Origin of the sequence: Nonomuraea sp. CA-143628, from assembly GCF_050942315.1 — a bacterium.
Taxonomy (GTDB): domain Bacteria; phylum Actinomycetota; class Actinomycetes; order Streptosporangiales; family Streptosporangiaceae; genus Nonomuraea.
Map to the genome: position 1 here is coordinate 2,354,874 of NZ_CP192072.1, position 21,673 is coordinate 2,376,546.

Annotated in this window: 21 protein-coding genes; 12 read left to right on the forward strand and 9 right to left on the reverse strand. The window is 70.0% G+C overall.

Annotation, left to right across the window (positions count from 1 at the left end; translation table 11 throughout):
* Positions 1-624, reverse strand: a complete 624-nt coding sequence (locus ACQP2T_RS10990; RefSeq protein WP_433516045.1) for a TetR/AcrR family transcriptional regulator — start codon at positions 622-624, stop codon at positions 1-3.
* Positions 625-692: 68 nt separating this feature from the next.
* On the opposite strand from ACQP2T_RS10990, the gene ACQP2T_RS10995 reads away from it, so the two are divergent.
* The gene (locus ACQP2T_RS10995) at positions 693-1,250 is read left to right on the forward strand and encodes a peroxiredoxin-like family protein (RefSeq protein WP_433516046.1); all 558 of its coding nucleotides are present in this window, start codon (positions 693-695) and stop codon (positions 1,248-1,250) included.
* Between the two features lie 35 nt (positions 1,251-1,285).
* Here the strand turns inward: ACQP2T_RS10995 and ACQP2T_RS11000 are convergent, their stop codons facing one another.
* The gene (locus tag ACQP2T_RS11000; protein WP_433516047.1) at positions 1,286-1,870 is read right to left on the reverse strand and encodes an O-methyltransferase; all 585 of its coding nucleotides are present in this window, start codon (positions 1,868-1,870) and stop codon (positions 1,286-1,288) included.
* 82 nt (positions 1,871-1,952) lie between these two features.
* Positions 1,953-2,819: an SDR family NAD(P)-dependent oxidoreductase gene (locus ACQP2T_RS11005; RefSeq protein ID WP_433516048.1), complete on the reverse strand. Its 867-nt coding sequence runs from the start codon at positions 2,817-2,819 to the stop codon at positions 1,953-1,955.
* Positions 2,820-2,867: 48 nt separating this feature from the next.
* Here ACQP2T_RS11005 and ACQP2T_RS11010 point away from each other — a divergent pair, with 48 nt between their 5' ends.
* A complete protein-coding gene (locus ACQP2T_RS11010) occupies positions 2,868-3,299 on the forward strand; it encodes a MarR family winged helix-turn-helix transcriptional regulator (RefSeq protein ID WP_433516049.1) in 432 nt (143 codons plus the stop codon).
* An 18-nt stretch (positions 3,300-3,317) separates the two neighbouring features.
* On the opposite strand, the gene ACQP2T_RS11015 is transcribed toward ACQP2T_RS11010, so the two are convergent.
* Positions 3,318-4,256: an adenosine deaminase gene (locus tag ACQP2T_RS11015; RefSeq protein ID WP_433516050.1), complete on the reverse strand. Its 939-nt coding sequence runs from the start codon at positions 4,254-4,256 to the stop codon at positions 3,318-3,320.
* An 88-nt stretch (positions 4,257-4,344) separates the two neighbouring features.
* On the opposite strand from ACQP2T_RS11015, the gene ACQP2T_RS11020 reads away from it, so the two are divergent.
* Positions 4,345-5,484 (forward strand): PucR family transcriptional regulator, encoded by a 1,140-nt coding sequence (locus ACQP2T_RS11020; RefSeq protein ID WP_433516051.1) that lies wholly within the window; start codon positions 4,345-4,347, stop codon positions 5,482-5,484.
* Here the strand turns inward: ACQP2T_RS11020 and ACQP2T_RS11025 are convergent.
* The gene (locus ACQP2T_RS11025) at positions 5,476-6,657 is read right to left on the reverse strand and encodes a metal-dependent hydrolase family protein (RefSeq protein ID WP_433516052.1); all 1,182 of its coding nucleotides are present in this window, start codon (positions 6,655-6,657) and stop codon (positions 5,476-5,478) included. The two genes, ACQP2T_RS11020 and ACQP2T_RS11025, sit on opposite strands and share 9 nt — an antisense overlap.
* Before the next feature lie 229 nt (positions 6,658-6,886).
* Between ACQP2T_RS11025 and ACQP2T_RS11030 the strand changes: the two genes are divergently transcribed.
* The 4 genes from ACQP2T_RS11030 to ACQP2T_RS11045 are packed head-to-tail and all read left to right on the forward strand — an operon-like array spanning position 6,887 to position 10,210.
* Positions 6,887-7,930, forward strand: a complete 1,044-nt coding sequence (locus tag ACQP2T_RS11030; protein ID WP_358539426.1) for an ABC transporter substrate-binding protein — start codon at positions 6,887-6,889, stop codon at positions 7,928-7,930.
* Complete coding sequence (locus tag ACQP2T_RS11035) at positions 7,927-8,679, forward strand: ABC transporter ATP-binding protein (protein WP_433516053.1); 753 nt, start codon at positions 7,927-7,929, stop codon at positions 8,677-8,679. Before ACQP2T_RS11030 ends, ACQP2T_RS11035 begins: the two co-directional genes overlap by 4 nt.
* Positions 8,676-9,434, forward strand: a complete 759-nt coding sequence (locus ACQP2T_RS11040) for an ABC transporter permease (RefSeq protein ID WP_433516054.1) — start codon at positions 8,676-8,678, stop codon at positions 9,432-9,434. Before ACQP2T_RS11035 ends, ACQP2T_RS11040 begins: the two co-directional genes overlap by 4 nt.
* Positions 9,431-10,210 carry an ABC transporter permease gene (locus ACQP2T_RS11045; protein ID WP_433516055.1) on the forward strand — a complete coding sequence of 260 codons (780 nt, stop codon included), beginning with the start codon at positions 9,431-9,433 and terminating at the stop codon, positions 10,208-10,210. Before ACQP2T_RS11040 ends, ACQP2T_RS11045 begins: the two co-directional genes overlap by 4 nt.
* Before the next feature lie 355 nt (positions 10,211-10,565).
* Here the strand turns inward: ACQP2T_RS11045 and ACQP2T_RS11050 are convergent, their stop codons facing one another.
* Positions 10,566-11,345 carry a CAP domain-containing protein gene (locus ACQP2T_RS11050; RefSeq protein WP_433516056.1) on the reverse strand — a complete coding sequence of 260 codons (780 nt, stop codon included), beginning with the start codon at positions 11,343-11,345 and terminating at the stop codon, positions 10,566-10,568.
* Between the two features lie 180 nt (positions 11,346-11,525).
* Between ACQP2T_RS11050 and ACQP2T_RS11055 the strand changes: the two genes are divergently transcribed.
* Positions 11,526-12,422, forward strand: a complete 897-nt coding sequence (locus ACQP2T_RS11055) for a hypothetical protein (RefSeq protein ID WP_433516057.1) — start codon at positions 11,526-11,528, stop codon at positions 12,420-12,422.
* A gap of 75 nt (positions 12,423-12,497) precedes the next feature.
* Here the strand turns inward: ACQP2T_RS11055 and dacB are convergent, their stop codons facing one another.
* Complete coding sequence (gene dacB / locus ACQP2T_RS11060) at positions 12,498-14,042, reverse strand: D-alanyl-D-alanine carboxypeptidase/D-alanyl-D-alanine endopeptidase (RefSeq protein WP_433516058.1); 1,545 nt, start codon at positions 14,040-14,042, stop codon at positions 12,498-12,500.
* 138 nt (positions 14,043-14,180) lie between these two features.
* Positions 14,181-14,729, reverse strand: a complete 549-nt coding sequence (locus tag ACQP2T_RS11065) for an FHA domain-containing protein (protein WP_433516059.1) — start codon at positions 14,727-14,729, stop codon at positions 14,181-14,183.
* Between the two features lie 88 nt (positions 14,730-14,817).
* Here ACQP2T_RS11065 and ACQP2T_RS11070 point away from each other — a divergent pair, with 88 nt between their 5' ends.
* Genes ACQP2T_RS11070 through ACQP2T_RS11080 form a run of 3 tightly spaced genes read left to right on the forward strand, consistent with a single transcriptional unit; the run spans position 14,818 to position 18,562 of the window.
* Entirely contained in the window at positions 14,818-15,330 is a 513-nt protein-coding gene (locus ACQP2T_RS11070; protein ID WP_433516060.1) for a PadR family transcriptional regulator, read from the forward strand.
* Complete coding sequence (locus ACQP2T_RS11075; RefSeq protein ID WP_433516061.1) at positions 15,327-16,007, forward strand: ABC transporter ATP-binding protein; 681 nt, start codon at positions 15,327-15,329, stop codon at positions 16,005-16,007. The genes ACQP2T_RS11070 and ACQP2T_RS11075 overlap by 4 nt, the downstream gene beginning before the upstream one ends.
* Complete coding sequence (locus ACQP2T_RS11080) at positions 16,004-18,562, forward strand: ABC transporter permease (protein ID WP_433516062.1); 2,559 nt, start codon at positions 16,004-16,006, stop codon at positions 18,560-18,562. The genes ACQP2T_RS11075 and ACQP2T_RS11080 overlap by 4 nt, the downstream gene beginning before the upstream one ends.
* A gap of 195 nt (positions 18,563-18,757) precedes the next feature.
* Here the strand turns inward: ACQP2T_RS11080 and ACQP2T_RS11085 are convergent, their stop codons facing one another.
* On the reverse strand, positions 18,758-19,612 hold the full coding sequence (locus tag ACQP2T_RS11085; protein ID WP_433516063.1) for a hypothetical protein: 855 nt from the start codon (positions 19,610-19,612) through the stop codon (positions 18,758-18,760).
* Positions 19,613-19,850: 238 nt separating this feature from the next.
* On the opposite strand from ACQP2T_RS11085, the gene serA reads away from it, so the two are divergent.
* A complete protein-coding gene (serA, locus tag ACQP2T_RS11090) occupies positions 19,851-21,440 on the forward strand; it encodes a phosphoglycerate dehydrogenase (RefSeq protein ID WP_433516064.1) in 1,590 nt (529 codons plus the stop codon).
* The last annotated feature ends 233 nt before the right edge of the window (positions 21,441-21,673 follow it).

Below are 21,673 nucleotides of genomic sequence, written 5' to 3' on the forward strand. Positions count from 1 at the left end.
TCAGCGCGTGTCCGTGCCCGCGCCTATGCCTCGCAGCAGGAGGGCGAGCCCGCCGTGGAACTCCTCGTCCGTGGTGACGTCGTGGGCATGCCCGGCGGTCTCGGACAGGTAGGGGAGCTCGGCCCGGTCTGCGATGACCTGGGTGCCCGCTCCGGCCAGCGGTCCGAGCTGTTCGATCTGGATCGCCCCCACCACGTACGCGAGCAGGGAGCGCAGCGCGACCACCCGCTCGCGCCCGTCCAGCCCGGCCTCGGCGAGGATGGCCGCCAACGGCTCTGACCAGCGCAGTATGGCCACCGACCGGTGCCGATGGGCGACGATCAGCAGCACGAGCCACGGGTGGGAGCCCACGACGACGCGCAGCCGCTCGACCATGATCTCGATCCGCTCGCGCCAGGGTCGACTCTTGTCGGGCGGCATCGTGTCGACGTTGTCGAGAACGCGGTCGATGACGAGTTGTTCGAGCTCGCCACGGTCGTCGACGTAGCGGTAGAGACCCATGGTGCTCATGCCGATCTCCTGCGCGACCGCGCGCATCGACAGCCCGGCCAGGCCGTCGCGGTCGATGACGGCGAGGGCGGCCGTGGCCAGCTGGTCGGGAGTGAGTGAACGGGGTCGCGGCATGACAGTTGACAGCGTACGGCATACGCCTATCATCGTAAGCGTATCCCGTACGCCTATAGGGGGTTCAGATGCGTGTCGTCGATGCCAGAGAGCTGAGCGCGGTGTCCGGTGAGGCGGTCGCCATCCCTGACCCGGAGCGGCTGGTCCATCTGCAGTTCCGTCGGTTCGCCGGGTGTCCGGTCTGCAACCTGCATCTGCGGTCCATCGTGCGCAGGCACGACGAGATCGAGGCGGCGGGCGTCCGCGAGGTCGTGGTCTTCCACTCACCCGCCGAAGAGCTGGCCGAGCACACGCCCGATCTGCCCTTCCCGGTGATCGCCGACCCGGGCAAGCTGCTGTACGTCGAGTTCGGCGTGGAGTCGGCGGCCCGCTCGCTGCTCGACCCGCGCGTGTGGGGGACGATCCTCCGCGTGGTCGCCGTGACCACGTGGCGGGTCCTGCGGGGTCGCGAACGCGCCCCGGCGGCCAAGCCGCATGGCGGCCGGTTGGGCCTGCCCGCCGACTTCCTGATCGGGCGGGACGGCCGGGTGCTCGCCGCCAAGTACGGCGAGCACGCCTACGACCAGTGGTCGGTCGACGAGATCCTCGACCTGGCGTCCCACGCGCCGAAACCCGTACAGAAGTAGCCTGGTAAATAGCCTGGTCAAGGCGCCACGGCCTGCTACAGCCGCACCACCGTGAGCACCCCGTCGCCGACCTCGTGCAGCTGTACGGCGAACCGCCCGTCCGCCGTCACCAGGTCACGAAAGGCCGCCACCTGCTCCTGATGGCTGAGCGCGTTGTCCACCGCGACGACACCCCGAGGGGTGAGCACCCGCTGCAACTGCGGCCAGTAACCCACGTACGCGGGCCGTTCCGCGTCGAGCACCACCAGGTCGACCGACCCGTCCGGGCTGGCCGCCAGCACCTCCCCGCCATCCGCGTGGATCACGGTCACGTGGTCGGCCACCTCGGCCGCCGCGATGTTGGCCCGCGCCTGGGCGACCCTTGAGGCGTCGATCTCCACTGTCTCCAGATGCCCCCCGGTGTCCCGTAGGGCGTCGCCGAACCAGATCGCCGAATAGCCGTTGGACGTACCGATCTCCAGCACCCGCCGGCTCCCCTGGACGCGGATCAGCAGCGCGACGAGGCCCGCCGCGCCCGGGGTCATGTTGCGCAGCCGCAGCAGCCGGTCGGCCAGGGGCGCGTCATGGTCGCGGCCCAGCTGGTAGAGGCTGTCGAGGTAGTCGGCCAAGGATGTGTTCACCGGATGTCCTTCCTTCTCCTTCCGAACCTAGAGTCAACCCATCCTGCGCCGTCATCCGCCCCGGCGGTTTCGGGTCCCCTGCTCACATCAGCTCGTCCGGCGCGGCGAGGCCCTTGTGGATCAGGAGCTTGGCGCTGAGGTCCCACAGCCGGCCGGCGATGACCGGATCTTGGGAGAGGCCGCTCGGCTTCCCCGGGCGGCTCTTGGCGAAGTAGCCGCCGCTGGTCGAGGCGACCTCGGGTGAGGTGGCGAGGTGGAGCGCGGTGGCCGCGGCCTTCTCAGGTGCGTCCTGGAACGGGCGCGTCGCCTTGAGGAAGAGGCCGAACGCCCCGGTGGCATGGCGCCCCAGATTGGTGCGGACGAACCCGGGGTCGGCGGCGTTCGCGGTCACCACGTTCTTCCCCGCGCGCCGGGCGAACTCCGTCACGAACAGGATGTTGAGCAGCTTCGTCGTCGAGTAACTCTGGACGTGGCCGGTTTCCAGGGCGTCCAGGTCCAGCCGCTTGACGTGGGCGTGGTTCGACGAGGTCAGTGCCACGATCCTGGCGGGCGCGGCGTCCATCAGCGATGGCAGCAGCAGGTGGGCGAGCAGGAATCCCGACAGATGGTTGGTGGCGAAGGTGACCTCGAATCCTTCGCTGGTGAGCTCGCGCCGGCTCCGTACCTCGGCGGCGTTGAGTATGAGCCCGTCGAGCCGGGCGGTGTGCTGCCGCACTTGCCCGGCCAGTGACCGTACCTGCGCCATCTCGGACAGGTCGGCGGTCACGACGTCGAGCCGGGCGTCCGGGGCGCGGGACCGTAAGCGGGCCGCGGCCGCGTGACCGCTCGCCACTGTTCGCGCGCCGATCAGGACGTGCGCGCCGTCGCCGGCGAGTCGCGTGGCGATCGCCTCACCGATGCCGCTGGTCGCGCCGGTGACGAGATAGGTGGGTCGCACAGGATTAGACATGGATCATGTCTATCATGATTCATGTCTAGTGTGGGCTACGCTCTCCTCATGGAAGACCTGCCGTTCGAGAGAGGGACGGGATACCTGCTCGCCCGGCTCGGGACGCTGGCCGGGCGCAGTTGGGTCGGCATGCTGCGCAGCCACAACCTGACGCCGCACCAGCACGGGGTCCTGCTCGCGCTTCGGGAGTACGGGGCGCTGGGGCAGCAGGCCCTGGCCCGGTTCATCGCGGTCGATCCCCGCAACGCCGTGCCCATTGTGGACGGCCTGGTCGCTCGCGGGCTGGTGGACCGGCAGGTCGACGCCGCGGATCGGCGGCGACGGGTCATCGGGCTCACCGAGGAAGGGCGGGCCGCCGCGGACGCCCTCGCCACGGCCGCCACCGCGATCGAACGCGAATTCCTCGACGGCCTGGAGCCGGAGGATCAGGCCGAACTCAACCGGCTCCTCCGGACGCTCCACGCCTCATTGACCGGCTGACGGAAGCCCCGACACGCCCTATTGACCGGCTGACGGCACCTCGATGAACGACGCCTCGAAGGAGTTGCGGGCGATCTGGTCCAGTTGCGCGTCCGTCATGCCCAGCTCGTCGCGCAGCGCCCGGTAGTTGTCCTCGACATACCCGCCGAAGTACGCCGGATCATCGGAGTTGACCGTCACCATCAGGCCCTCGTCCAGCATCGCGGGCAGGATGTGGTCCCGCAGCGACGGTACCGTGCGCAGCCGGACGTTCGACAGCGGGCACACCGTCAGCGGGATCCGCTCCTCCCGCAGGCGGGCGACCAGCGAGGGGTCCTCCATGGCGCGGATGCCGTGGTCCACCCGCTCCACCTTGAGCACGTCCAGGGCCTCCCACACGTAGTCGGGGCCGCCCTCCTCGCCAGCGTGCGCGACCCGGCGCAGGCCCTCCGCGGCCGCCATGTCGAACACCCGGCGGAACAGCGCCGGCGGATGACCGACCTCCGCCGAGTCCAGCCCGACGCCGATGAAGTGGTCCCGGTACGGCAACGCGGCCCGCAGCACCTGCTCGGCCTCCTCGGCACCCCGGTCACGCAGGAAGCACATGATCAGGGCCGCTGAGACGTCGCTGTCCTTGAGTGCGGCCGACAGCCCGCCGAACACCGCCTCCAGCGACACGCCCCTGATCAGATGCGCCTGCGGGTCGAAGAAGATCTCGGCATGCCGTACGCCCTGCGCCTGGGCCCGCCCAAGGTAGGCGGTGGCGAGGTCGTAGAAGTCCCGGTCGGTGCGGAGAACCGCCATGTTCTCGTAGTAGATGTCCAGGAACGACTGGAGATCGGCGAAGTCGTAGCGCGCCCTGATGGCCTCCGCGTCGAAGGTCGGCAGGTCGATCCCGTTGCGCCTGGCCAGCTCGACGACGAGCTCGGGTTCGAGGGTGCCTTCGATGTGCAGATGGAGTTCGGCTTTGGGACGCATGTGATCGAGTAAACCTGACAAGACACCGGCCACGGTATCGTGCGAACCTCCGAACTCTCGCCCGATGACCTGGCATAACATCACATTCATGAGGCTGGCGGATCTGGTGGCGCGCGAAGACCTGAGTCTCGTGCCGGTGACCGGACATGACGGGCTCGGCAGGGAGGTGGGGCGAGCCTATCCGACGGATCTGCCCGACCCGCGACGCTACCTGCGCCCCGGCGACCTCGTCCTGACCAGCGGGGTCTGGTACACCCAGCCGTCCGACTGCGAGACGTTCGCCGACGCGCTGTGGACGAGCGACGCCGCCGGGTTGATCGTCGGGCTGGTCGTGCTGGGCGAGCTGCCGGAAGCGCTGGTCAAGGCGTGCGAACGCCGCCGGTTGCCGCTGCTCCTGGCCGCGCCCGACCAGTCGTTCGGCGCGATCACCGAGGTGGTGATCGAGGAGGCGTTCGCGGCCGAGCGGCGCCGGGACGAGCGGGCTCGGGCGCAGACGCTGCTCGACCTCCTGGGCACGCAGCGGATCGCGCCCGGTGAGGTCTCGGCCCACCTGCGGCTGCTCGGCGCCGATCCGGGGCTGCCGACCACGGCCATGGTGGTGGCCAGGACCGGCGGGTCGGACGACGACGACGTGCCCGCGATCATGTACGCGCTGGCCAGGAGAGGGCGGCAGCTGGTCGTCGGCGGGCGCTCCGACGAGGGGATTGTGCTGGTCAACGGCAAGGTGTCGCGCCAGGCGCTGACCGACGAGTTGCGCGCGCTGGTGACCAACCGGCCGGGGATGCGGGTGGCGGTCGGGATCAGCGATGCGACCGCCAGCGTGTCGCAGCTCGGCGAGGCGCTGGAGTCCGCGCGGCGGGGCATGGAGTCGGCCCGCTACGGCGAGGGGCCGGTGTCGGTCATGTCGGTCGCCGACGTGGACAGCCACGAACTCCTGCTGGCCCAGCTGCCCGTGAGCGTGCGGCGCTCGTTCAGGGAGCACCTGCTCGGGCCGATCATCGAGTATGACGCGCGGCACGGCTCCGAGCTGCTGCGCACGCTCGACGTCTTCCTGGAGGCGTGCGGCTCCTGGCAGCGGACGGCCGACGAGCTGTATGTGCACGTCAACACGTTGCGCTACCGCATGCAGCGGATCGAGGAGCTGACCGGGCGGCGGATGTCGTCGATGCGCGACCGTACGGACCTCTACCTGGCCCTCAGGTCAGGGCAGCAGTCCGAGTCAGGGTAGCTCGCCCGCGACGAGACGTCCTCGTGAGACCACGGCGACGATGTTCTCCACGGCCAGGTCCGCGATCCGCTCCCACGGGCGCCCGCGCAGCACGATGAAGTCGGCCCCGAGGCCCGGCTCGATCCGGCCCACCGGCACGCCGATCGAGTCGGCGGCGTCCGAGGTGGCCGCGCGCAGTGCGTCCGTGGCGGACATGCCCAGGATCTCGGTCATGTGGACCACCTCGGCGAGCTGGTCGCCGAACTGGACGTGGTGCCCGTTGGCATCGGTGCCCAGGACGAAGCGGACACCCAGCCCCGCCGCCTGGGCGAGCAGCACGTTGCGCGTGGCCACGAGCTCGGCGGCCTTGGCCATCGACTCCGCGGTGACCGGGACCCGGCCTTCGGCGATGGCCTCGTTGATCAGCAGGGTCGGCGCGACGGGCGTGCGGCGGGCCGCGAGCACCTCGGCGAGATCCGCGCTCAGCAGCGTGCCGTGCTCGATCGAGTCGACGCGCTCCTCTACGGCGACGCGGATGCCCTCCTCGGAGTGGGCGTGGGAGGCCACCAGCATGCCGAGCGCGTGCGCCTCGTCGACGACGGCCCTGATCTCCTCGCGCGTGTAGTTGCGCCAGCCGTTCTTGTCGCCGATCGACAGCACGCCGCCGCTGGTGGTGAGCTTGATGCCGTCCATACCGGCGCGGGCCCAGGTGCGTACGAGCTTGCGGCACTCGTCGGGCCCGTCGGCGGTGGGCTTGCGCTGCGGGATCGCCGGCGGCACGAACAGGTCGTTGTGCCCGGCGGTCATGCCGACCACGCCGTGGACCTGGACGCGCGGGCCGGGCAGCACGCCCGCGTCGAAGGCCCGGCGCAGCGCGATCTGCGCCTCGTCCCCGGCCAGGTCGCGCAGGGTCGTCACGCCGTGGCGCATGGCCCGCTGGGCGTGGGCGACGCCGTGCAGCACCTGCTCGTCGCGGGTCGTGACGAGCGGCCAGGTGGCGAAGTCGGGCATCGGACCCGCACCGGCGTAGCCGATCAGGTGCACGTGCGTGTCGACCAGGCCGGGGAGCACGCACAGGTCGTCATACCGCTGCGCGGCCGACCTGACATCGCCGATCCGGTCCGGTTCCCAGCTCAGCTCGACCGGGCCGCGGAATTCGGTGCCGTCCCAAAGGGGGATTCCGTCCAGTTTCATCTCAGCCAAAACGCTACCGGCCCCTCGCCGCCGCTGGAGGGATCTACGGACCTCGCCTAGCGCTCTCGTAGGGACCTACAGGGGCCGAAGCGCCGGTGCTGGGCTTTTCCACATGCGGGCCCCGCACCCCATGCGAGCCCCATACGATGTCCGATTTTTCGTCACACGATGGTAATAATCAGTGTATAGCTTCCTGACCTGCAGGTTCACGGCTCTTCCAAGGAGAATTATGGCTACCCTCGACCGTCGCGCGTTCCTGCGGACGACGGGAATGGCCGGACTGGCGCTCGGCCTGGCCGCCTGTGGCGACAGCGGGACGTCCGGCGCGGGCGGAAGCGGCTTCGGCGCGGTCAAGATCCAGCTCTCCTGGAAGAAGAACGTCGAGTTCGCCGGCGAGTACTTCGCCGACAGCAAGGGCTACTACAAGGCCGCCGGGTTCTCCCAGGTGGAGCTGCTGTCGGGCGGCGGCTCCGGCACCTCGGTCGAGTCGGGCCTGACCACCGGCCGCTGCTGGATTGGCCTGTCGACGCCGACGATCACCGCGCCCGCCGTGCTCCAGGGCGCACCGCTCAAGATCGTGGGCGCGACCTTCCAGAAGAACCCCTTCGCCATCGTCTCCCTCGGCAAGAACCCGATCAAGGACCCCAAGGACCTGGCGGGTAAGAAGATCGGCGTCCAGGACTCCAACGAGCTGGTCTGGAACGCGCTGCTCAAGTCCAACGGCATCGACCCGTCGAGCGTGACGCGGGTGCCGTTCCAGTCCGACCCGTCGATGCTGACCTCCGGCCAGCTCGATGGCTATGTCGGCTTCGTCACCAGCGGCCCGGTGCGGCTGAAGATGCAGGGGGTGGACGCGGCGCACATGCTGTTCGCCGACCATGGCCTGCCGCTGGTCGCCGAGACGTTCACGGTGACGCAGGAGACGATCGACAAGGAGCGCGACAAGCTCAAGGCGTTCCTCACGGCGGAGATCAAGGGCTGGAAGGACGCCGTCGCGGACCCGGCCAAGGCCGCCGAGCTGGCCGCGAAGACGTACGGCAAGGATCAGAACCTCGACGTCGCCGAGCAGACCGAGGAGGCCAAGATGCAGAACGAGCTCGTCGTCACCCCCGACGCCAAGGCCAACGGCCTGTTCACGATGACCTCCGAGCTGATCGAGCAGAACATCGCCTCCCTCGCCAAGGCCGGGCTGACCGTCAAGGCCGAGAACCTCTTCGACCTGTCGATCCTGGACGAGATCTACAAGGCCGACGCGAGCCTCAAGCTCTCATGACCGGCATCGGCATCACGGGGCTGAGCAAGACGTTCGGCAGCGGGCTGACCGCTGTCGAGCACGTCGACCTGGAGACGCCGAAGGGCTCCTTCCTGTCCCTGCTCGGCCCCTCGGGCTGCGGCAAGTCGACCGTGCTGCGCATCCTGGCCGGGCTCGAGAAGCCCACCACCGGCGAGATCCGGGTGAACGGCGAGACCCCCGAGGAGCTCCGCAGGAGCCACCACCTCGGCATCGCCTTCCAGGACTCGGCGCTGCTGGCCTGGCGCAGCGTCGCGGCCAACATCCGGCTGCCGCTGGAGGTCGCGGGGATCAAGCCCGAGCCCGGCGTGATCGACGACCTGATCAAGCTGGTCGGTCTGCAGGGCTTCGAGAAGGCGCGGCCCGCCGAGTTGTCGGGCGGCATGCGGCAGCGCGTGTCGATCGCCCGCGCGCTGGTGGTCAAGCCCAGCGTGCTGCTGCTCGACGAGCCGTTCGGCGCCCTGGACGACATGACCCGCCAGCGGCTCAACCTGGAGCTCCTGCGCATCTGGACCGAGAAGCCCGCCACCACGCTGATGGTCACCCACGGCATCGGCGAGGCCATCTTCCTGTCGGACGTGGTGGCCGTCATGAGCCCGCGCCCGGGCCGGATCGTGGAGATGGTGGAGATCGACCTGCCGCGTCCCCGGGTGCCGGAGATGATGCGTACACCGGAGTTCCACGCCATCCACGACCACCTCAGCGACCTGCTGTTCGGGCACGGCTCGTGAAGCGGATCCACGGCCTGCTCGGCGTCGTCGCCCTGATCGCCCTGTGGTGGCTGCTCGCCGTGACGGTCTTCGCGGACGGCGGCGCGGTCCCGACGCCGTGGGCGGTCCTGGCCGGGATGGGCCACGACGGCTGGGCCTTCTACGGCCCGAACACGACGGCCACCGTCAGCGCCGCGCTCCAGGGCTTCCTCTGGGGCAACGGCCTGGCCATCGGAGTGGCGCTGATCGTCCTGCTCGTCCCGCGTCTGGAGGCGGTGGCGACCCAGCTCGCGGTGATCAGCTACTGCATCCCGCTGCTGGCCATCGGCCCGATCGTCCTGGTCGTCTTCGGCGGTGAGGCCGCCGTGGTGTTCCTGGCCGCCGTCTCCGTCTTCTTCACCACGCTCATCGGCGCGCTGCTCGGGCTGCGCTCCGCCGACCGGACCAGCCTCGACCTCATCGCCGTGTACGGTGGCGGCCGTCTGGCCAAGCTGCGGCACGTCCAGGTCATCGCGGCGCTGCCGAGCACGTTCGCCGGGCTGAAGATCTCTGCCCCCGGCGCGCTGCTCGGCGCGATCATCGGCGAATACCTCGGCAGCAACGACCAGGGCCTCGGCGTCTCCCTGATGATCTCCCAGCAGCAGTTCCAGGTCCCGCGCACGTGGGGGCTGGCCCTCGTGGCCGGCCTGGTCGCGGGCCTCGGCTACGCGATCGTCGCGCTGGTCGCCCGCGTGGTGACACCCTGGTCGTACGGCAGAGCGAGGTCCTCCTCATGATCGGCCGCATCGTGTTGCGCGTCGTCGGCCCGCTGCTGCCCTCCGTGGTCATCGTGGTGGCCCTCTGGTGGCTGTCCCTGGAGGCGTTCGGCATCAGCCCGCTGGTGGGCAAGCGTCCCCCGCAGGTCTGGGAGTACCTGTTCGGCTCGTCCCCGGCCCATCGCGACGCGGTCTTCGCCGCCCTGGGCATCACGATCAGGGACGCGGCCATCGGCTTCGTCAGCGGGATGGTCGCGGCGGTGGTCGTGGCGATGGCGTTCGTGCTGTTCAGGACCGTCGAGCAGACGTTCATGCCGGTCGCGATGCTGCTGCGCTCGGTGCCGCTCGTGGTGATGACGCCGCTGATCACGCTCGTCTTCGGCCGCGAGCTCGTCGGCGTCGCGGTCATCGGCGGCATCGTGGTGTTCTTCCCCGCTCTGGTCAACGTCGCCTTCGGGCTGCGCTCCGCCTCGCCGCAGGCCACCGACCTGATCATGGCGTACGGGGGCGGGCGGCTGACCGTGCTGCGCAAGGTGGCCGTGCCGACGGCGATGCCCTCGGTGTTCGCCTCCATGCGGATCTCCGTGCCCGCCTCGATCATCGGCGCCCTCATCGCCGAATGGCTGGCGACCGGGCAGGGGATCGGCGCCGGGATCCTGCGGGCCATCGGCGGGTTCCGGTATGACGAGGTGTGGGCGGACATCGTGGTGGTCACCGCCGTGTCGATCCTGGCGTACGCGGTCGTGGGCGTCGTCGAGTCCCTGGTCCTGGCCCGCTTCTCGGACAACCGCCCCTGACCCGCGCCCGCGAGTCAGGGACGGCGGACGGGGCAGCCAGTCGCCGGTACACATCGGCGGGACGAGCGAACCGGCGAACTCCGGCGAACCCGGCCGCCGCTCGTCCTCCCTTTCCCGCTCCTCGCCGCCGCCCACCCACGTGTACGCGTGCCAGTGCATGAGATCCCCACAGGTCGGTTGCCTCGCACAGAGTCATTCCCCGTAAAAGGGGTGCGGGCCCGGTCGCGGTCCGCTGTGCGGGGGGAGGCGCGACCGGGCCCGCCGGATGGGAGCGCCGTGGCGTTGCGGTGGGAACCGGCGCGGTGGCGCGCCTGGTGGAGGCCCGGCGCTCCCTGGCTGGGTGGGGTTCTGTGGTCTAGTGGGCGGCGAAGTCCTGGGTCCAGTAGGGGCCCTTCGCAGACTGGCCGACGCCGATATGGGTGAAGGAGCAGTTCATGATGTTGGCGCGGTGTCCGGGGCTGTCGAGCCAGGCTCGTACGACCGCGGCGGCCGTCGGCTGGCCCATGGCGATGTTCTCGCCCCAGGTGCTGACCGGCGCGAAGCCGGCCGTCGATATGCGGTCACCCGGAGTCCGGCCGTCCTTGGAGTCGTGGTCGAAGTAGTCGCGGGCGGCCATGTCGGCGGAGTGCCGCTCGGCCGCCGCGTGGAGCTTGGGATCGTGGGTGAGCGGGCGGCAGCCCTTCTTGGCCCGCGCCTGGTTGGTGAGGCTGACGACCTGGTCCTCGGCGGCCGAGGCGGTGCCGGTCTTCGCCGGCGTCCGCGTCTCGCAGGACAGGGCCACGGGCCGTGACCGGCTCGGCTTGCCCTGGTAGTCCATGGCCATGACGTAGTAGCGCCCGGGAGCCGCGCAGCCGGCGCGGACGCTGATCCGGCCGTTCAGCACGGGCTTGGCGCCGCTCTTCAGCGTCCGATCGGGACGACCGGCCACGTCCCGGACGATCCGGACCCTGAGCGTGGCTTTGGCGTCGCAGCCGATCCTGCTTGCCGAGCCGACGATCACGCCCTCGGACAGGGACGGCTTGGCGGCCACGACCCGGCACGGAGCCTTCGTGGTCGCCGCCTGGGCGGCGGGCGTGGGGATGCTCAACGCGGCCAGACTTCCGAGGCAGACGAGTGCCTGGAGTTGCCTGCGCATCCTGTCCCTCCGCTGCTGCTAGATACGGCGTCGATCCCGCATTCTGGTGTGCCCGCAACGGTCATGTCCCGAAAAACACCGCTATATCTGGAGTACCAGGTGACCCAATCGTAACGATTGCCCCATCGACCTCGGTAAACCTTCTCTGTCACCTACGCGTCTTGTGCGAAAAATAGGGACATGCAGGATTTAGCGATCAAGGCTGTCCTGGCGCGTGCAGCCCTCGTCGGGTTGGTGACGGGCATCCCCACGGCCATCACCAGGGCGTACACGCAGGGGGAAGAGCTCGACGGGACCGTTCTCCCGCCGGCCGTGTTCCTCCTGACGATAATCCTGGCCACGGTGGGTGCGCGGCTGGCCAGGTTGCCGCGCTGGGGCGTGGTCGGTCTTGTCGGGGGCACTGGGACCTGGTTGCTCATCGGTGCCCTCGCGGTGCAGGTGCCGGTGCCGGAGCCGGACTATTTAGGCCCGCTGCCGGGCCTTGTCGTCCCTGTCTACGTGGTCGGTGGTGTTGTCGGATTCGCCCTGTCGGCGTGGTCGTTCATGTCGCCTCGCTGGTGGGCGGTAGCTCTGGCCGTAGTCGTGCCCCTCGGATCCTGGGGCGCGGCGCAGTACAAGCCGCAGATCCTGGCCTGGCTTGAAATCCGCAGCTTCGAGAAGTCCGGCGTGCCGCTGATCGCTCCAGTGATCAAGGGTTACCGGCTGGTCCACGTGGATCTCAATGCAGCCGGGGAGCAGGAGCCGGAACCGTCCACCTGGCTGGAATACTGGCGGGCGGCCACGTCGAAGCGGGGATTCTCCGAGATCCAGGTCACGGTCTGGCCCGCCGCGGCTGGAACACCGCGGGATTCCTGCCTGGCGGTCACCGAGAACTTAGGAGCCCGGCTGCGATGCAAGTCGCTCCCGGGAGACCGATGGGTCCGGACCGGTGCCGAGTCCGGCTGGGTCACCGTCTTCGCCAGGTCGGGCGATGCGCTGATCATGCTCAACGCTTCGGGTATCGCCGAGGCTGACCTGGTGGCAGTGCTGTCCACCTTCCGTCCCATCTCGGCCGTCGAGCTTGCCAGGGTCGCGTGACCTGGGAGCCGGCGCGCGGGGCGTCGGCTCCCAGGCGGGGCAGGAAGCGTCAGCTTCCCGACGGAGCGGAAGGCATCAGCACGCGGCGGGCTTGAGCCAGGAGCATTCGAGGTCGCCGGTCGCGCTGTCATCCGCCGCGCGGAGCTGCGACACGGCGTCCACCGGCGCGGTCCGCGAGAACTGGGCGAGCCGGATGGCGATCTTGTCCTCGATGTCCTTCGGCGAGCCCGACAGGTACTGGTTGAGCATGATGGAGAACACCAGCGGCTCGCCCTCAGCGCTGTTCACGTAGCCCGACAGCGACGTGACGCCGGTCAGCGACCCGGTCTTGGCGTGCACGTTGTTGGCGGCGGCGGTGTTGCGCATCCGGCTGCGCAGCGTGCCACCGGTGAACCGGTCGGCGTTGCCCGCGATGGGCAGCGCGTCGTACCAGGTCTTGAACCACGGCTTGGCGCGTACGGCGCTCAGCAGCTGGACGATCGAGCCCGGGGCGAAGCCGTCGCGGCGCGAGAGGCCGGAGCCGTCCCGCATGTTGAGTACCTGCACGCCGTTGGCCTTGGCGAAGTCGGTGCTCACCTTGAGCCCGGCCGCCCAGCTGCCCTGGCCGGAGACCTTGCGGCCCATCGCCTTGGTCAGGATCTCGGCGTGGATGTTGTTGCTCAGCTTGAGGAAGGGCACCAGCAGCTCGCTCAGCGGCATCGACTGGTGCTCGGCCAGTGTGGTCGCGCCGGACGGGGCCGCGCCGGTGACGGTCGGGCCCGCCACGCGGACGCCGTGCTTGGCCAGCGACTTGCGGAACAGCGACGCCACATAGCGGGTGGGGTCGTCCACGGCCACCCACTCCTGGTACGGGTCGGCCACGGTGCCGGTGATGACCACGGTGTTCGTGGAGTGCTGGCGTTCGATGAGCACGTCGGTCGTGGTGCCCACGGTGGCCTTGTTGACGATCTTCAGGTAGTCGGTCTCGGGCGTCGTCGACACCTTGACCTCGTTGCCGGCGGCCGCCACGGAGACGATCACCGAACCGGCGTCGTAGTCCCGGTCAGGGGAGGCGGTCAGCGCGGAGATCTGCGCCGCGTAGTAGGCCGTCTCGTCGTCCCAGGTCCAGTCGTTGCCGAGCCGTACGGAGTCGAACCACGTGTCGTCGGCGACCAGCTTGCCCGCGACCAGCTTGACGCCCGAGGCGGCGACCTTGGCGGCCAGCGCGTCGTAGTCCTCGGCCAGCATCGTCGGGTCGCCGGTGCCGCGCAGGATCAGGTCGCCGGTCAGCAGGGAGCCGATCTTGCGCCCGCCGCTCAGCACGGTGGTGGGGAAGCGGTAGTCCAGGCCGAGCGTGTCGACGGCGGCGGCGGAGGTGAACAGCTTGGTGTTGGAGGCCGGGATCATCAGCTTGCCGGCGTCCGTGGCGTACAGCTCGTCGCCGTTGGCCGCGCTCTTGACGACCACGCCGGCTCGCCCGACCGTGAGCCGCGAGTCGGCGAGTATCTGGTTGATGTCCTGGGTCAGGTCCGCGACGCCCGCCGTGGGTTCGAGCGCGACGGCGGGGGAGGAGGGGCTGGACGCCCAGGCGAGGGCCGCGACGAGCGCGCCCGCGACGAGGGATGCTGAAGTACGCCGCATGGGGTCTCCAATGAGGACTGGGGGTCTCGCTTGGGATCATGCGGCAGCGCACGCAGCCTGTAATCCGCAAATATCCGTATTTCTCGGGACAGCCGTACGCACGCCGTCACGAAGGCGGGCCCGTACCCAGGAACGTACTCAGGAGAGCTGGCCGGCGCTCACCATGAAGCCGCAGTCGCCGAAAGAGACCTCGTCGCCCGACTTGATCTTGGCGGGTCCCACCAGCCGCCAGCCGTTCAGCCGCGTGCCGTTGAGCGAGCCCAGGTCGACCAGCATCCATCCACCGTCGTCCTCGCGCCGCAGCTCGGCGTGCACCCGCGAGACCGTCAGATCGGACAGCACCAGGTCGCAGGCCGATCCGCGACCGACCACGTAGCGCATGCGGTGGTCGTCGGGCAGGGCCAGCCTGGGCAGGCGCGGCCGGCGCCACGCCGCCTGGAGACGGGTGGTGAAGTCGGAGACGTTCGACACCGCGTCGGTCACCCGCTGGCGGAACGTCCGGCGGCGGGGCAGATCGGCGACCAGTTCGTCGAGCTCGTGGCGGCTGCGCGCCCGCAGGGCCTGATCCACCCGGCCGACGAAGGTGTCGTGGGAGATCCGGCCTTCGACGGCACGGTCGCGGAGCTCGTCGATCGCGCGATCGCGTTCCCCGTCGGACGCGCGGAACGGTGGATGCGTCGAGCTCATGCCCTGAGTATCGGCCTGAACGGCGTTCCCTGTCCAGAATATGCGAATCTGTTGCGTTGAGCATACTCAGTATGCATACTCAGTATCCATGTCGATCAGACACGGACTGCTCGCGTTGCTGAGCAGGGGGCCGCGTTACGGCTACCAGCTCCGGGTGGAATTCGAGGCGTCGACAGGGGCGACCTGGCCGCTCAACATCGGCCAGGTCTACACGACGCTCGCCCGGATGGAGCGTGACGGCCTCGTCGAGCCCGGAGGGGCCGACGAACAGGGGAGGGCCGTCTACACGGTCACCGAGGCCGGTCGGGCCGAACTGGAGCGATGGTTCAGCACCCCCGTCGACCAGACCGACCGGCCTCGGGACGAACTGGTCATCAAACTCGCCATGGCCGTCGCCGCCGGGGACGTCGACGTGCCACGGGTGATCCTGGCCCAGCGCACCGCCACCATGCGGGCGGTGCAGGAGCTGACCAAGGCGAAACGGGCGAACACCGAGGGGCTCGGGCAGCGGCTCGTCCTCGATTCATTGATCTTTCAGGCCGAGGCGGAACAGCGCTGGCTGGACCACTGCGAGGCCGTACTCAAGGAGAAGAACGCATGACTGTGCTGAGACTGGACGAGGTGACGCGCGTGCACGGACAGGTGCACGCGCTCAAAGGGGTGAGCCTCGAGGTCTCCAGCGGCGAGCTGGTCGCCGTCATGGGCCCGTCGGGCTCCGGCAAGTCGACCCTGCTCAACTTAGCGGGCGGCCTCGACCGGCCGACCTCGGGCAGCGTGACGATCGAGGGCACGGACCTGTCCGGCGTGACGGACCTGGCGGCGCTGCGGCGCGGCAGCGTCGGGTACGTCTTCCAAGACCTGAACCTGATCCCGTCACTCACGGCCGCCGAGAACGTGATGCTGCCGAGGGAGCTCGACGGCGTCCGCTCCCGGCAGGCCCGCGAGGAGGCGCTGGCCGTACTGTCCTCGGTGGGGGTGGACCATGTGGCCGACCGCTTTCCCGGGGAACTGTCCGGCGGGCAGCGGCAGCGCGTGGCGATAGCCAGGGCGCTGGTCGGCGAGCGCCGCCTGGTGCTGGCCGACGAGCCCACGGGGGCGCTCGACACGGCGAGCGGCGACGAGATCCTGCGGCTGCTGCGCGAGCGCTGCGACGAGGGCGCGGCGGTGCTGCTGGTCACCCACGAGCCCCGATACGCCGGGTGGGCCGACCGCGTGGTGTTCCTGCGGGACGGGGAGATCGCCGACTCGACGGCCGTGCCTCTGGAGAGCGCCCGATGAGCGCCTTCACCGCCGCGCTGCGGATCTCCCGCAGGGACGCGCTGCGGTTCAAGGGACGTACGGCGCTGATCATGGTGATGATCGGCCTGCCGGTGCTGCTCATCACCGGCGTGCTCACGGGGTACGCCACCCTCAACGTGAACGAGCGGGAGGGGCTGACCGCCCTGCTGGGCGGGGCGGACGCGCGAGTCGTCACGACGCGCTTCCGCGCGCCGATCGACCAGGACGTCTTCGGCTGGGGCATGATCAACGGGCCGGAAAAGGAATCCACAGCCGCGCCGTGGAAGCAGGCCGAGGTGGCCGCGCTGGTCGGCGGCCGGATCATCCCGTACGACAAGGGCAGCGTGCTGTTCGCGGGCAAGGACGGCTACGAGATGGTGTCCGCCAGTGAGGTGGACCTGCGGGAGCCGATGACGAGGGGGATGCGGCGTCTGACGGAGGGCAGGTTCCCGGCCGCTCCCGACGAGGTCGTGGTGACACCCGCGGTCTTGAAGCTGGGGGTCAAGACCGGCGACACGGTGGCCGTGACCCGGGCGAACAAGCGGGTGCGCGTGGTCGGTGTGATCGAGTACCCGAACAGGCCGGGCATGACGGAGTTCGTCGGATTGCCGGGCATGCTTCTGCTGGACAAGAGCGACGGCAGCGGCACCGGCTGGCTCGCCGACACCGCCGCGCCGTTCGACTGGTCGCGGGTGCGGGCGCTGAACGCCCACGGGCTGATGGTCGAGTCGAGGACCGTCATCGAGAATCCGCCCGCCGGGGTTCGCCGCCTGAGCGCCCCGGACAGTGACCTGCCGCTCAAGATCGCACTCGCTGTCTTCTTCATCGTCATGGAGACGGCGCTGCTGGCCGGACCCGCGTTCGCCGTGGGACTGCGGCGGCGGCGCCGGGAGCTGGCCGTGATCGCGGCGCAGGGCGGTTCGGGCGCGCACCTACGGGCCATCGTGCTCGCCGACGGGCTGGTGCTCGGCGGCGCGGCGGCGCTGGCCGGGACGGTCCTCGGCGTCGGAGGCGCTTTGGCGGCGATGCCGAGGGCCGGGCAGCTGTTCGGATCGATCGGCCCGTTCGAGGTGCCGTGGGCGAGTGTCGCGGGCGTTGCCGTGCTGGGCGTGGTCAGCGGCCTGATCGCCGCCCTGGTGCCCGCCGTGCAGGCCGCGCGGCAGAGCCCGGCCCAGGTGCTGGCGGGCCGTGAGGGCGAGCTCCGCGACCGCGCGGGTCGTCCGGTGCTCGGTCTGCTGCTGGTGGTGGCCGGACTGGTCCTCGTCTGGCTGGCCCTGGTCAGGCTGGGCACGCGCGGCCAGGAGTTGCCGCTCGTCGCGGCCTTTGGGCTGGTCGTGCTGGGGCTGGTCGCGTTGATGCCGTGGCTGGTGCGCCGGACGAGCCGGTTCGCCGCCCGGCTGCCGCTCCCGCTGCGCCTGTCGGTCCGCGACGCCTCGCGTCACCGGTCCCGTACGGCCTCCGCGACGGCCGCCGTCATGGCGGCCACGACGGCGGCGGTCGCGTTCGGCATCGGGCTCGCCAGTTCCGACGCGGCCTTCAACGCCGGCTACCATCCCTTCGCCCCGACGGGCAGCATCAAGATCGAAGCCAGCGATCTGGACGACAGCGGCTGGGCCAGGCTGCAGGCGGTGGCCGAGCGCGAGTTGCCGAAGAGGGAGCTGATTCCAGGCCCGGTTCCCGTGGACTCCAAGGGCAAACGGGCCTGGATCGACATCGAGCGCCGCTGCGAGGGGCGGTGCGGGGACTCCTTTTACGGAGGTGAGCTGCCGGTCGGCGACGCGCGGCTGCTGGCGTTCATCCAGGGACGTCAGGATCCGCAGGCTGTCGCGGCCCTGGCCGCGGGCAAGATCGTGGTGTTCGATCCGGCGCTGATCAAGGACGGCCTGGCCACCCTGAAGTTCTACGCGTTGGACGGCGAGATCCGCAAGCAGGTTCCCGCTGTGCTGGCGAGTGCCGCCGATCCGCGGGTCAGCGGCGGGGTCGTTCCACCGGCCGTGCTGCGGCCCGTCGGGCTCCAGATGAAGGAGCGGCGGCTGTACACGATGGATCCGTTGGCGGATCAGGAGCGCCTGAGGAAGCGTCTGTCCGTGGTCGGAGACCAGATCGACCTCTACTTCGAACGCCCCAGGGACGGCGAGCTCGCGAGGGTGCTCTGGATCCTGCTGGGCGCCGCCATGGTGCTGGTGCTCGGCGGCACGTTCGCGGCCACCGGGCTCGCCGCGGCCGACATGCGCCACGACCTGAACACCATGTCGGCGGTCGGCGCGCCGCCGCGCGTCCGGCGGCTGGTGGTGGCCGGTCAGGCGGGTTACATCGCTGGGCTGGGCGGGTTGGTCGGCGTCGTCACCGGGATAGTGGGCGGAATCGCGCTGTCGTGGCCGATGAGCCGCCACAACGGGGTCCAGGGGGCGAGTTGGTTCACTCCCGGGCCCACGACGATCTCCATCCCCTGGCTGTTCCTCGTCGCGTTCGCGGTAGGACTGCCGCTGCTGGCGGCGCTGGTGGCCTGGGCGTGCGCCAGGACGCGGCTGGAGCTGGCCCGCCGCCTGGCGTAAGGCGTAAGGGCGTCCGCGTGGACGTACCCCCGCGTGCTCATGACCGCGGTCCGCTCGATGCGGGCCGCGGTCATGCGCGTCCGTGGCCCGGTGTCAGCCGGGCCACGGCTTGGGCCGGTTTCGGCCGGAGCCCGGCTTGGGCCGGTTTCGGCCGCGCCAAAGGCCGAGCCGGTTTCGGGCCGCCGGGGGTCGTAGCTAGTCGATCACGTCGGCGCAGACCACGTGCGCGCCGATCTCGATCATCCGGCGTTCGCTGCGCGAGTCCGCCACCCTGGCCATCAGGATGGGCGCCCCGCTCGCCGCGAACTGCGGCAGCCGGGCGCGGGCCCCTCGGTGCAGGTCGCGGACCACGTCCTCGGCGGCCGACATGTGCACCTTCACGTGCAGCATGATCCCCGGCGCCCCCGAGGCGGTGCGCGCCTCGGAGATCCAGACGTGGTGCACGAGCGGGTAGTCCATGAGCAGGTTCCCGATGGCCCGCCGCAGGGCGGGCAGGATCGGGTGGGCGCACCGCCGGTAGCCGGGGTCGACCTGCTGCATGGGCCCCGACAGGTGCGGTCGCGGCGCCGGTATCCACGGCAGCGCGGGCGCGTCCGGCGAGGGCGGCGCCACCTGGGCGAGCGCGGCTCCCCGTGACACCGTGGCCATCGCGCCCGTCGCGTACGCGGCGGGGACGGCTCCCGACAGCACTGGATGGGGCCCCGATCGCGTCGAGGCGAGGAAGCGCTGGAGGTCGTCGATGGGCACGGCCGCCGCTGCGGGCCCCGCCGCGTCGATCACGATCTCCCGCACACCCGTGACTCGCTGGATGTCGAGGATCGTGTCCGGATCGCAGGCGGAGAGGGAGTGACTGCCGCGGTGCCGGGCGTACGTCGCCGCGCCCGTGTATCCGAGCAGCACTCTGTCGCCGGCCTGGGTCGTACCCAGGACGACTGATCGGTCTGGTCGCACTGCCACCAGAACCCCACCATCAGCGAGTGCCGCCAGCAGGCGATGTGGATTGCCATGCTGGGCGAGCACGTCGGCAAGCGCAGGATTCCCGATGCTCATATGACGAACCATAGGTAGTCGGTCACGGCTTATCAGGCTAATAGCCAAGAAATCCCCCCAGCAAGACAAAGATGGGAGCAGTGTGGATGAGTTTGCGGGAGCCGGGGTACGGAGGCGCTGTCTCAGATCCTGGGTCACTCGTGAACACGTTCACAAGCGCGGATAGACTCGGGGGGTCCGAGGAGCCCTCTGAGGTGTCCCTCAACGCCCGCCCGCATGCCCCTAAGGATTCACTTCCATGAGCAAGCCCGTCGTACTGGTCGCAGAGGAGCTGTCCGAGGCAGGCCTCGCCGTACTCGCCAACGATTTCGAGGTCCGCCACACCGACGGCGCCGACCGCTCGCAGCTGCTGCCCGCGCTCGCCGACGTGGACGCGCTCATCGTCCGCTCCGCCACGCAGGTCGACGCCGAGGCCATCGCCGCGGCGCCGAAGCTGCGCGTGGTCGCACGGGCCGGCGTCGGGCTCGACAACGTCGACGTCGAGGCGGCCACCAAGGCCGGTGTGATGGTGGTCAACGCGCCGACCTCCAACATCACCAGCGCCGCCGAGCAGACCGTCGCGCTCATCCTGGCCAGCGCCCGCAACACGGCCCAGGCGCACGCCGCGCTGAAGAACGGCGAGTGGAAGCGGTCCAAGTACACCGGTGTCGAGCTCGACGAGAAGGTCGTCGGCATCCTCGGCCTGGGCAAGATCGGTCAGCTCGTGGCGCAGCGCCTGCAGCCGTTCGGCGTCGAGCTGATCGCCTATGACCCCTACCTGCCGCCGGCCCGCGCCGACCAGATGGGCGTCAAGCTGGTCAGCCTCGAAGAGGTCATCAAGCAGGCCGACTTCATCACCGTGCACCTGCCCAAGTCCAAGGAGACGCTCGGGCTGATCGGTGACAAGGAACTGCACGAGGTCAAGCCGTCGGTGCGGATCGTCAACGTGGCCCGTGGCGGCATCGTCGACGAGGCCGCGCTCTACTCGGCGATCAAGGAGGGCCGCGTCGCCGGGGCGGGCATCGACGTGTTCTCCAAGGAGCCCTGCACCGACAGCCCGCTGTTCGAGCTCGACCAGGTCGTCGTCACGCCGCACCTGGGCGCCTCCACACACGAGGCCCAGGAGAAGGCCGGCACCCAGGTCGCGCGGAGCGTCAAGCTCGCCCTCGCCGGTGAGTTCGTGCCCGACGCGGTCAACGTCCAGGGCGGAGCGGTCGCCGAGGACGTCAAGCCGGGCCTGCCGCTGGCCGAGAAGCTGGGCCGCGTCTTCACCGCGCTGGCGGGCGAGGTCGCCACGAAGCTCGACGTCGAGGTGCGCGGCGAGATCGCCTCGCAGGACGTCCGGGTGATCGAGCTGGCCGCGCTCAAGGGCATCTTCACCGACGTGGTCGAGGACTCGGTCACGTACGTGAACGCGCCGCTCCTCGCCAAGGACCGCGGGATCTCCGTCAACCTGGTGACCAGCTCCGACAGCCCCGACTGGCGCAACGTGGTCACCGTGCGCGGCGTCCTCGCCGACGGCCGCCGTGTCTCGGTCTCGGGCACGCTGTCCGGCCCGCGCCAGATCACGAAGATCGTCGAGGTCAACGGCTACGAGATGGAGATCGAGCCGACCGCGCACCTGTCGTTCTTCACCTACACCGACCGGCCCGGCATCGTCGGCGTCGTCGGCCGCCTGCTCGGCGAGCACGGCGTCAACATCGCCTCCATGCAGGTGGCCCGTGACGCCAAGGGCGGCAAGGCGCTGATCGCGCTGACGGTCGACTCCGCCATCCCGGCCGAGGTGGTCGAGCAGATCGGCACCGAGATCGGCGCCGAGAGCGGCCGCTCGGTCGACCTGGAGGACTGACCCCTTCTTCAGAGCGTTCCAGGATCAACGGCTGTCGCGTCCGCGGCAGCCGTTTTTCTGTCTCAGGATGCGAGATAGTAGGACGTCCAACGAGACAGCCAAACTACCGCCAGGTATTCTTTCGGAAGATGCGCCAGGTTCTCGTACTTATTACCTGCCGCGGCGGGGCCTGTTAGGGCAGGTCGACGACCCGCCGTGGTGTGCGGCGTTGCGTCGACCGGTAAGCCCCATCG

Coding starts and splice junctions, on each gene's coding strand:
- ACQP2T_RS10990 (WP_433516045.1), bottom strand. CDS start 624: ATGCCGCGACCCCGTTCACTCACTCCCGACCAGCTGGCCACGGCCGCC.
- ACQP2T_RS10995 (WP_433516046.1), top strand. CDS start 693: ATGCGTGTCGTCGATGCCAGAGAGCTGAGCGCGGTGTCCGGTGAGGCG.
- ACQP2T_RS11005 (WP_433516048.1), bottom strand. CDS start 2,819: ATGTCTAATCCTGTGCGACCCACCTATCTCGTCACCGGCGCGACCAGC.
- ACQP2T_RS11010 (WP_433516049.1), top strand. CDS start 2,868: ATGGAAGACCTGCCGTTCGAGAGAGGGACGGGATACCTGCTCGCCCGG.
- ACQP2T_RS11015 (WP_433516050.1), bottom strand. CDS start 4,256: ATGCGTCCCAAAGCCGAACTCCATCTGCACATCGAAGGCACCCTCGAA.
- ACQP2T_RS11020 (WP_433516051.1), top strand. CDS start 4,345: ATGAGGCTGGCGGATCTGGTGGCGCGCGAAGACCTGAGTCTCGTGCCG.
- ACQP2T_RS11025 (WP_433516052.1), bottom strand. CDS start 6,657: ATGAAACTGGACGGAATCCCCCTTTGGGACGGCACCGAATTCCGCGGC.
- ACQP2T_RS11030 (WP_358539426.1), top strand. CDS start 6,887: ATGGCTACCCTCGACCGTCGCGCGTTCCTGCGGACGACGGGAATGGCC.
- ACQP2T_RS11035 (WP_433516053.1), top strand. CDS start 7,927: ATGACCGGCATCGGCATCACGGGGCTGAGCAAGACGTTCGGCAGCGGG.
- ACQP2T_RS11045 (WP_433516055.1), top strand. CDS start 9,431: ATGATCGGCCGCATCGTGTTGCGCGTCGTCGGCCCGCTGCTGCCCTCC.
- ACQP2T_RS11050 (WP_433516056.1), bottom strand. CDS start 11,345: ATGCGCAGGCAACTCCAGGCACTCGTCTGCCTCGGAAGTCTGGCCGCG.
- ACQP2T_RS11055 (WP_433516057.1), top strand. CDS start 11,526: ATGCAGGATTTAGCGATCAAGGCTGTCCTGGCGCGTGCAGCCCTCGTC.
- dacB (WP_433516058.1), bottom strand. CDS start 14,042: ATGCGGCGTACTTCAGCATCCCTCGTCGCGGGCGCGCTCGTCGCGGCC.
- ACQP2T_RS11065 (WP_433516059.1), bottom strand. CDS start 14,729: ATGAGCTCGACGCATCCACCGTTCCGCGCGTCCGACGGGGAACGCGAT.
- ACQP2T_RS11070 (WP_433516060.1), top strand. CDS start 14,818: ATGTCGATCAGACACGGACTGCTCGCGTTGCTGAGCAGGGGGCCGCGT.
- ACQP2T_RS11075 (WP_433516061.1), top strand. CDS start 15,327: ATGACTGTGCTGAGACTGGACGAGGTGACGCGCGTGCACGGACAGGTG.
- ACQP2T_RS11080 (WP_433516062.1), top strand. CDS start 16,004: ATGAGCGCCTTCACCGCCGCGCTGCGGATCTCCCGCAGGGACGCGCTG.
- ACQP2T_RS11085 (WP_433516063.1), bottom strand. CDS start 19,612: ATGAGCATCGGGAATCCTGCGCTTGCCGACGTGCTCGCCCAGCATGGC.
- serA (WP_433516064.1), top strand. CDS start 19,851: ATGAGCAAGCCCGTCGTACTGGTCGCAGAGGAGCTGTCCGAGGCAGGC.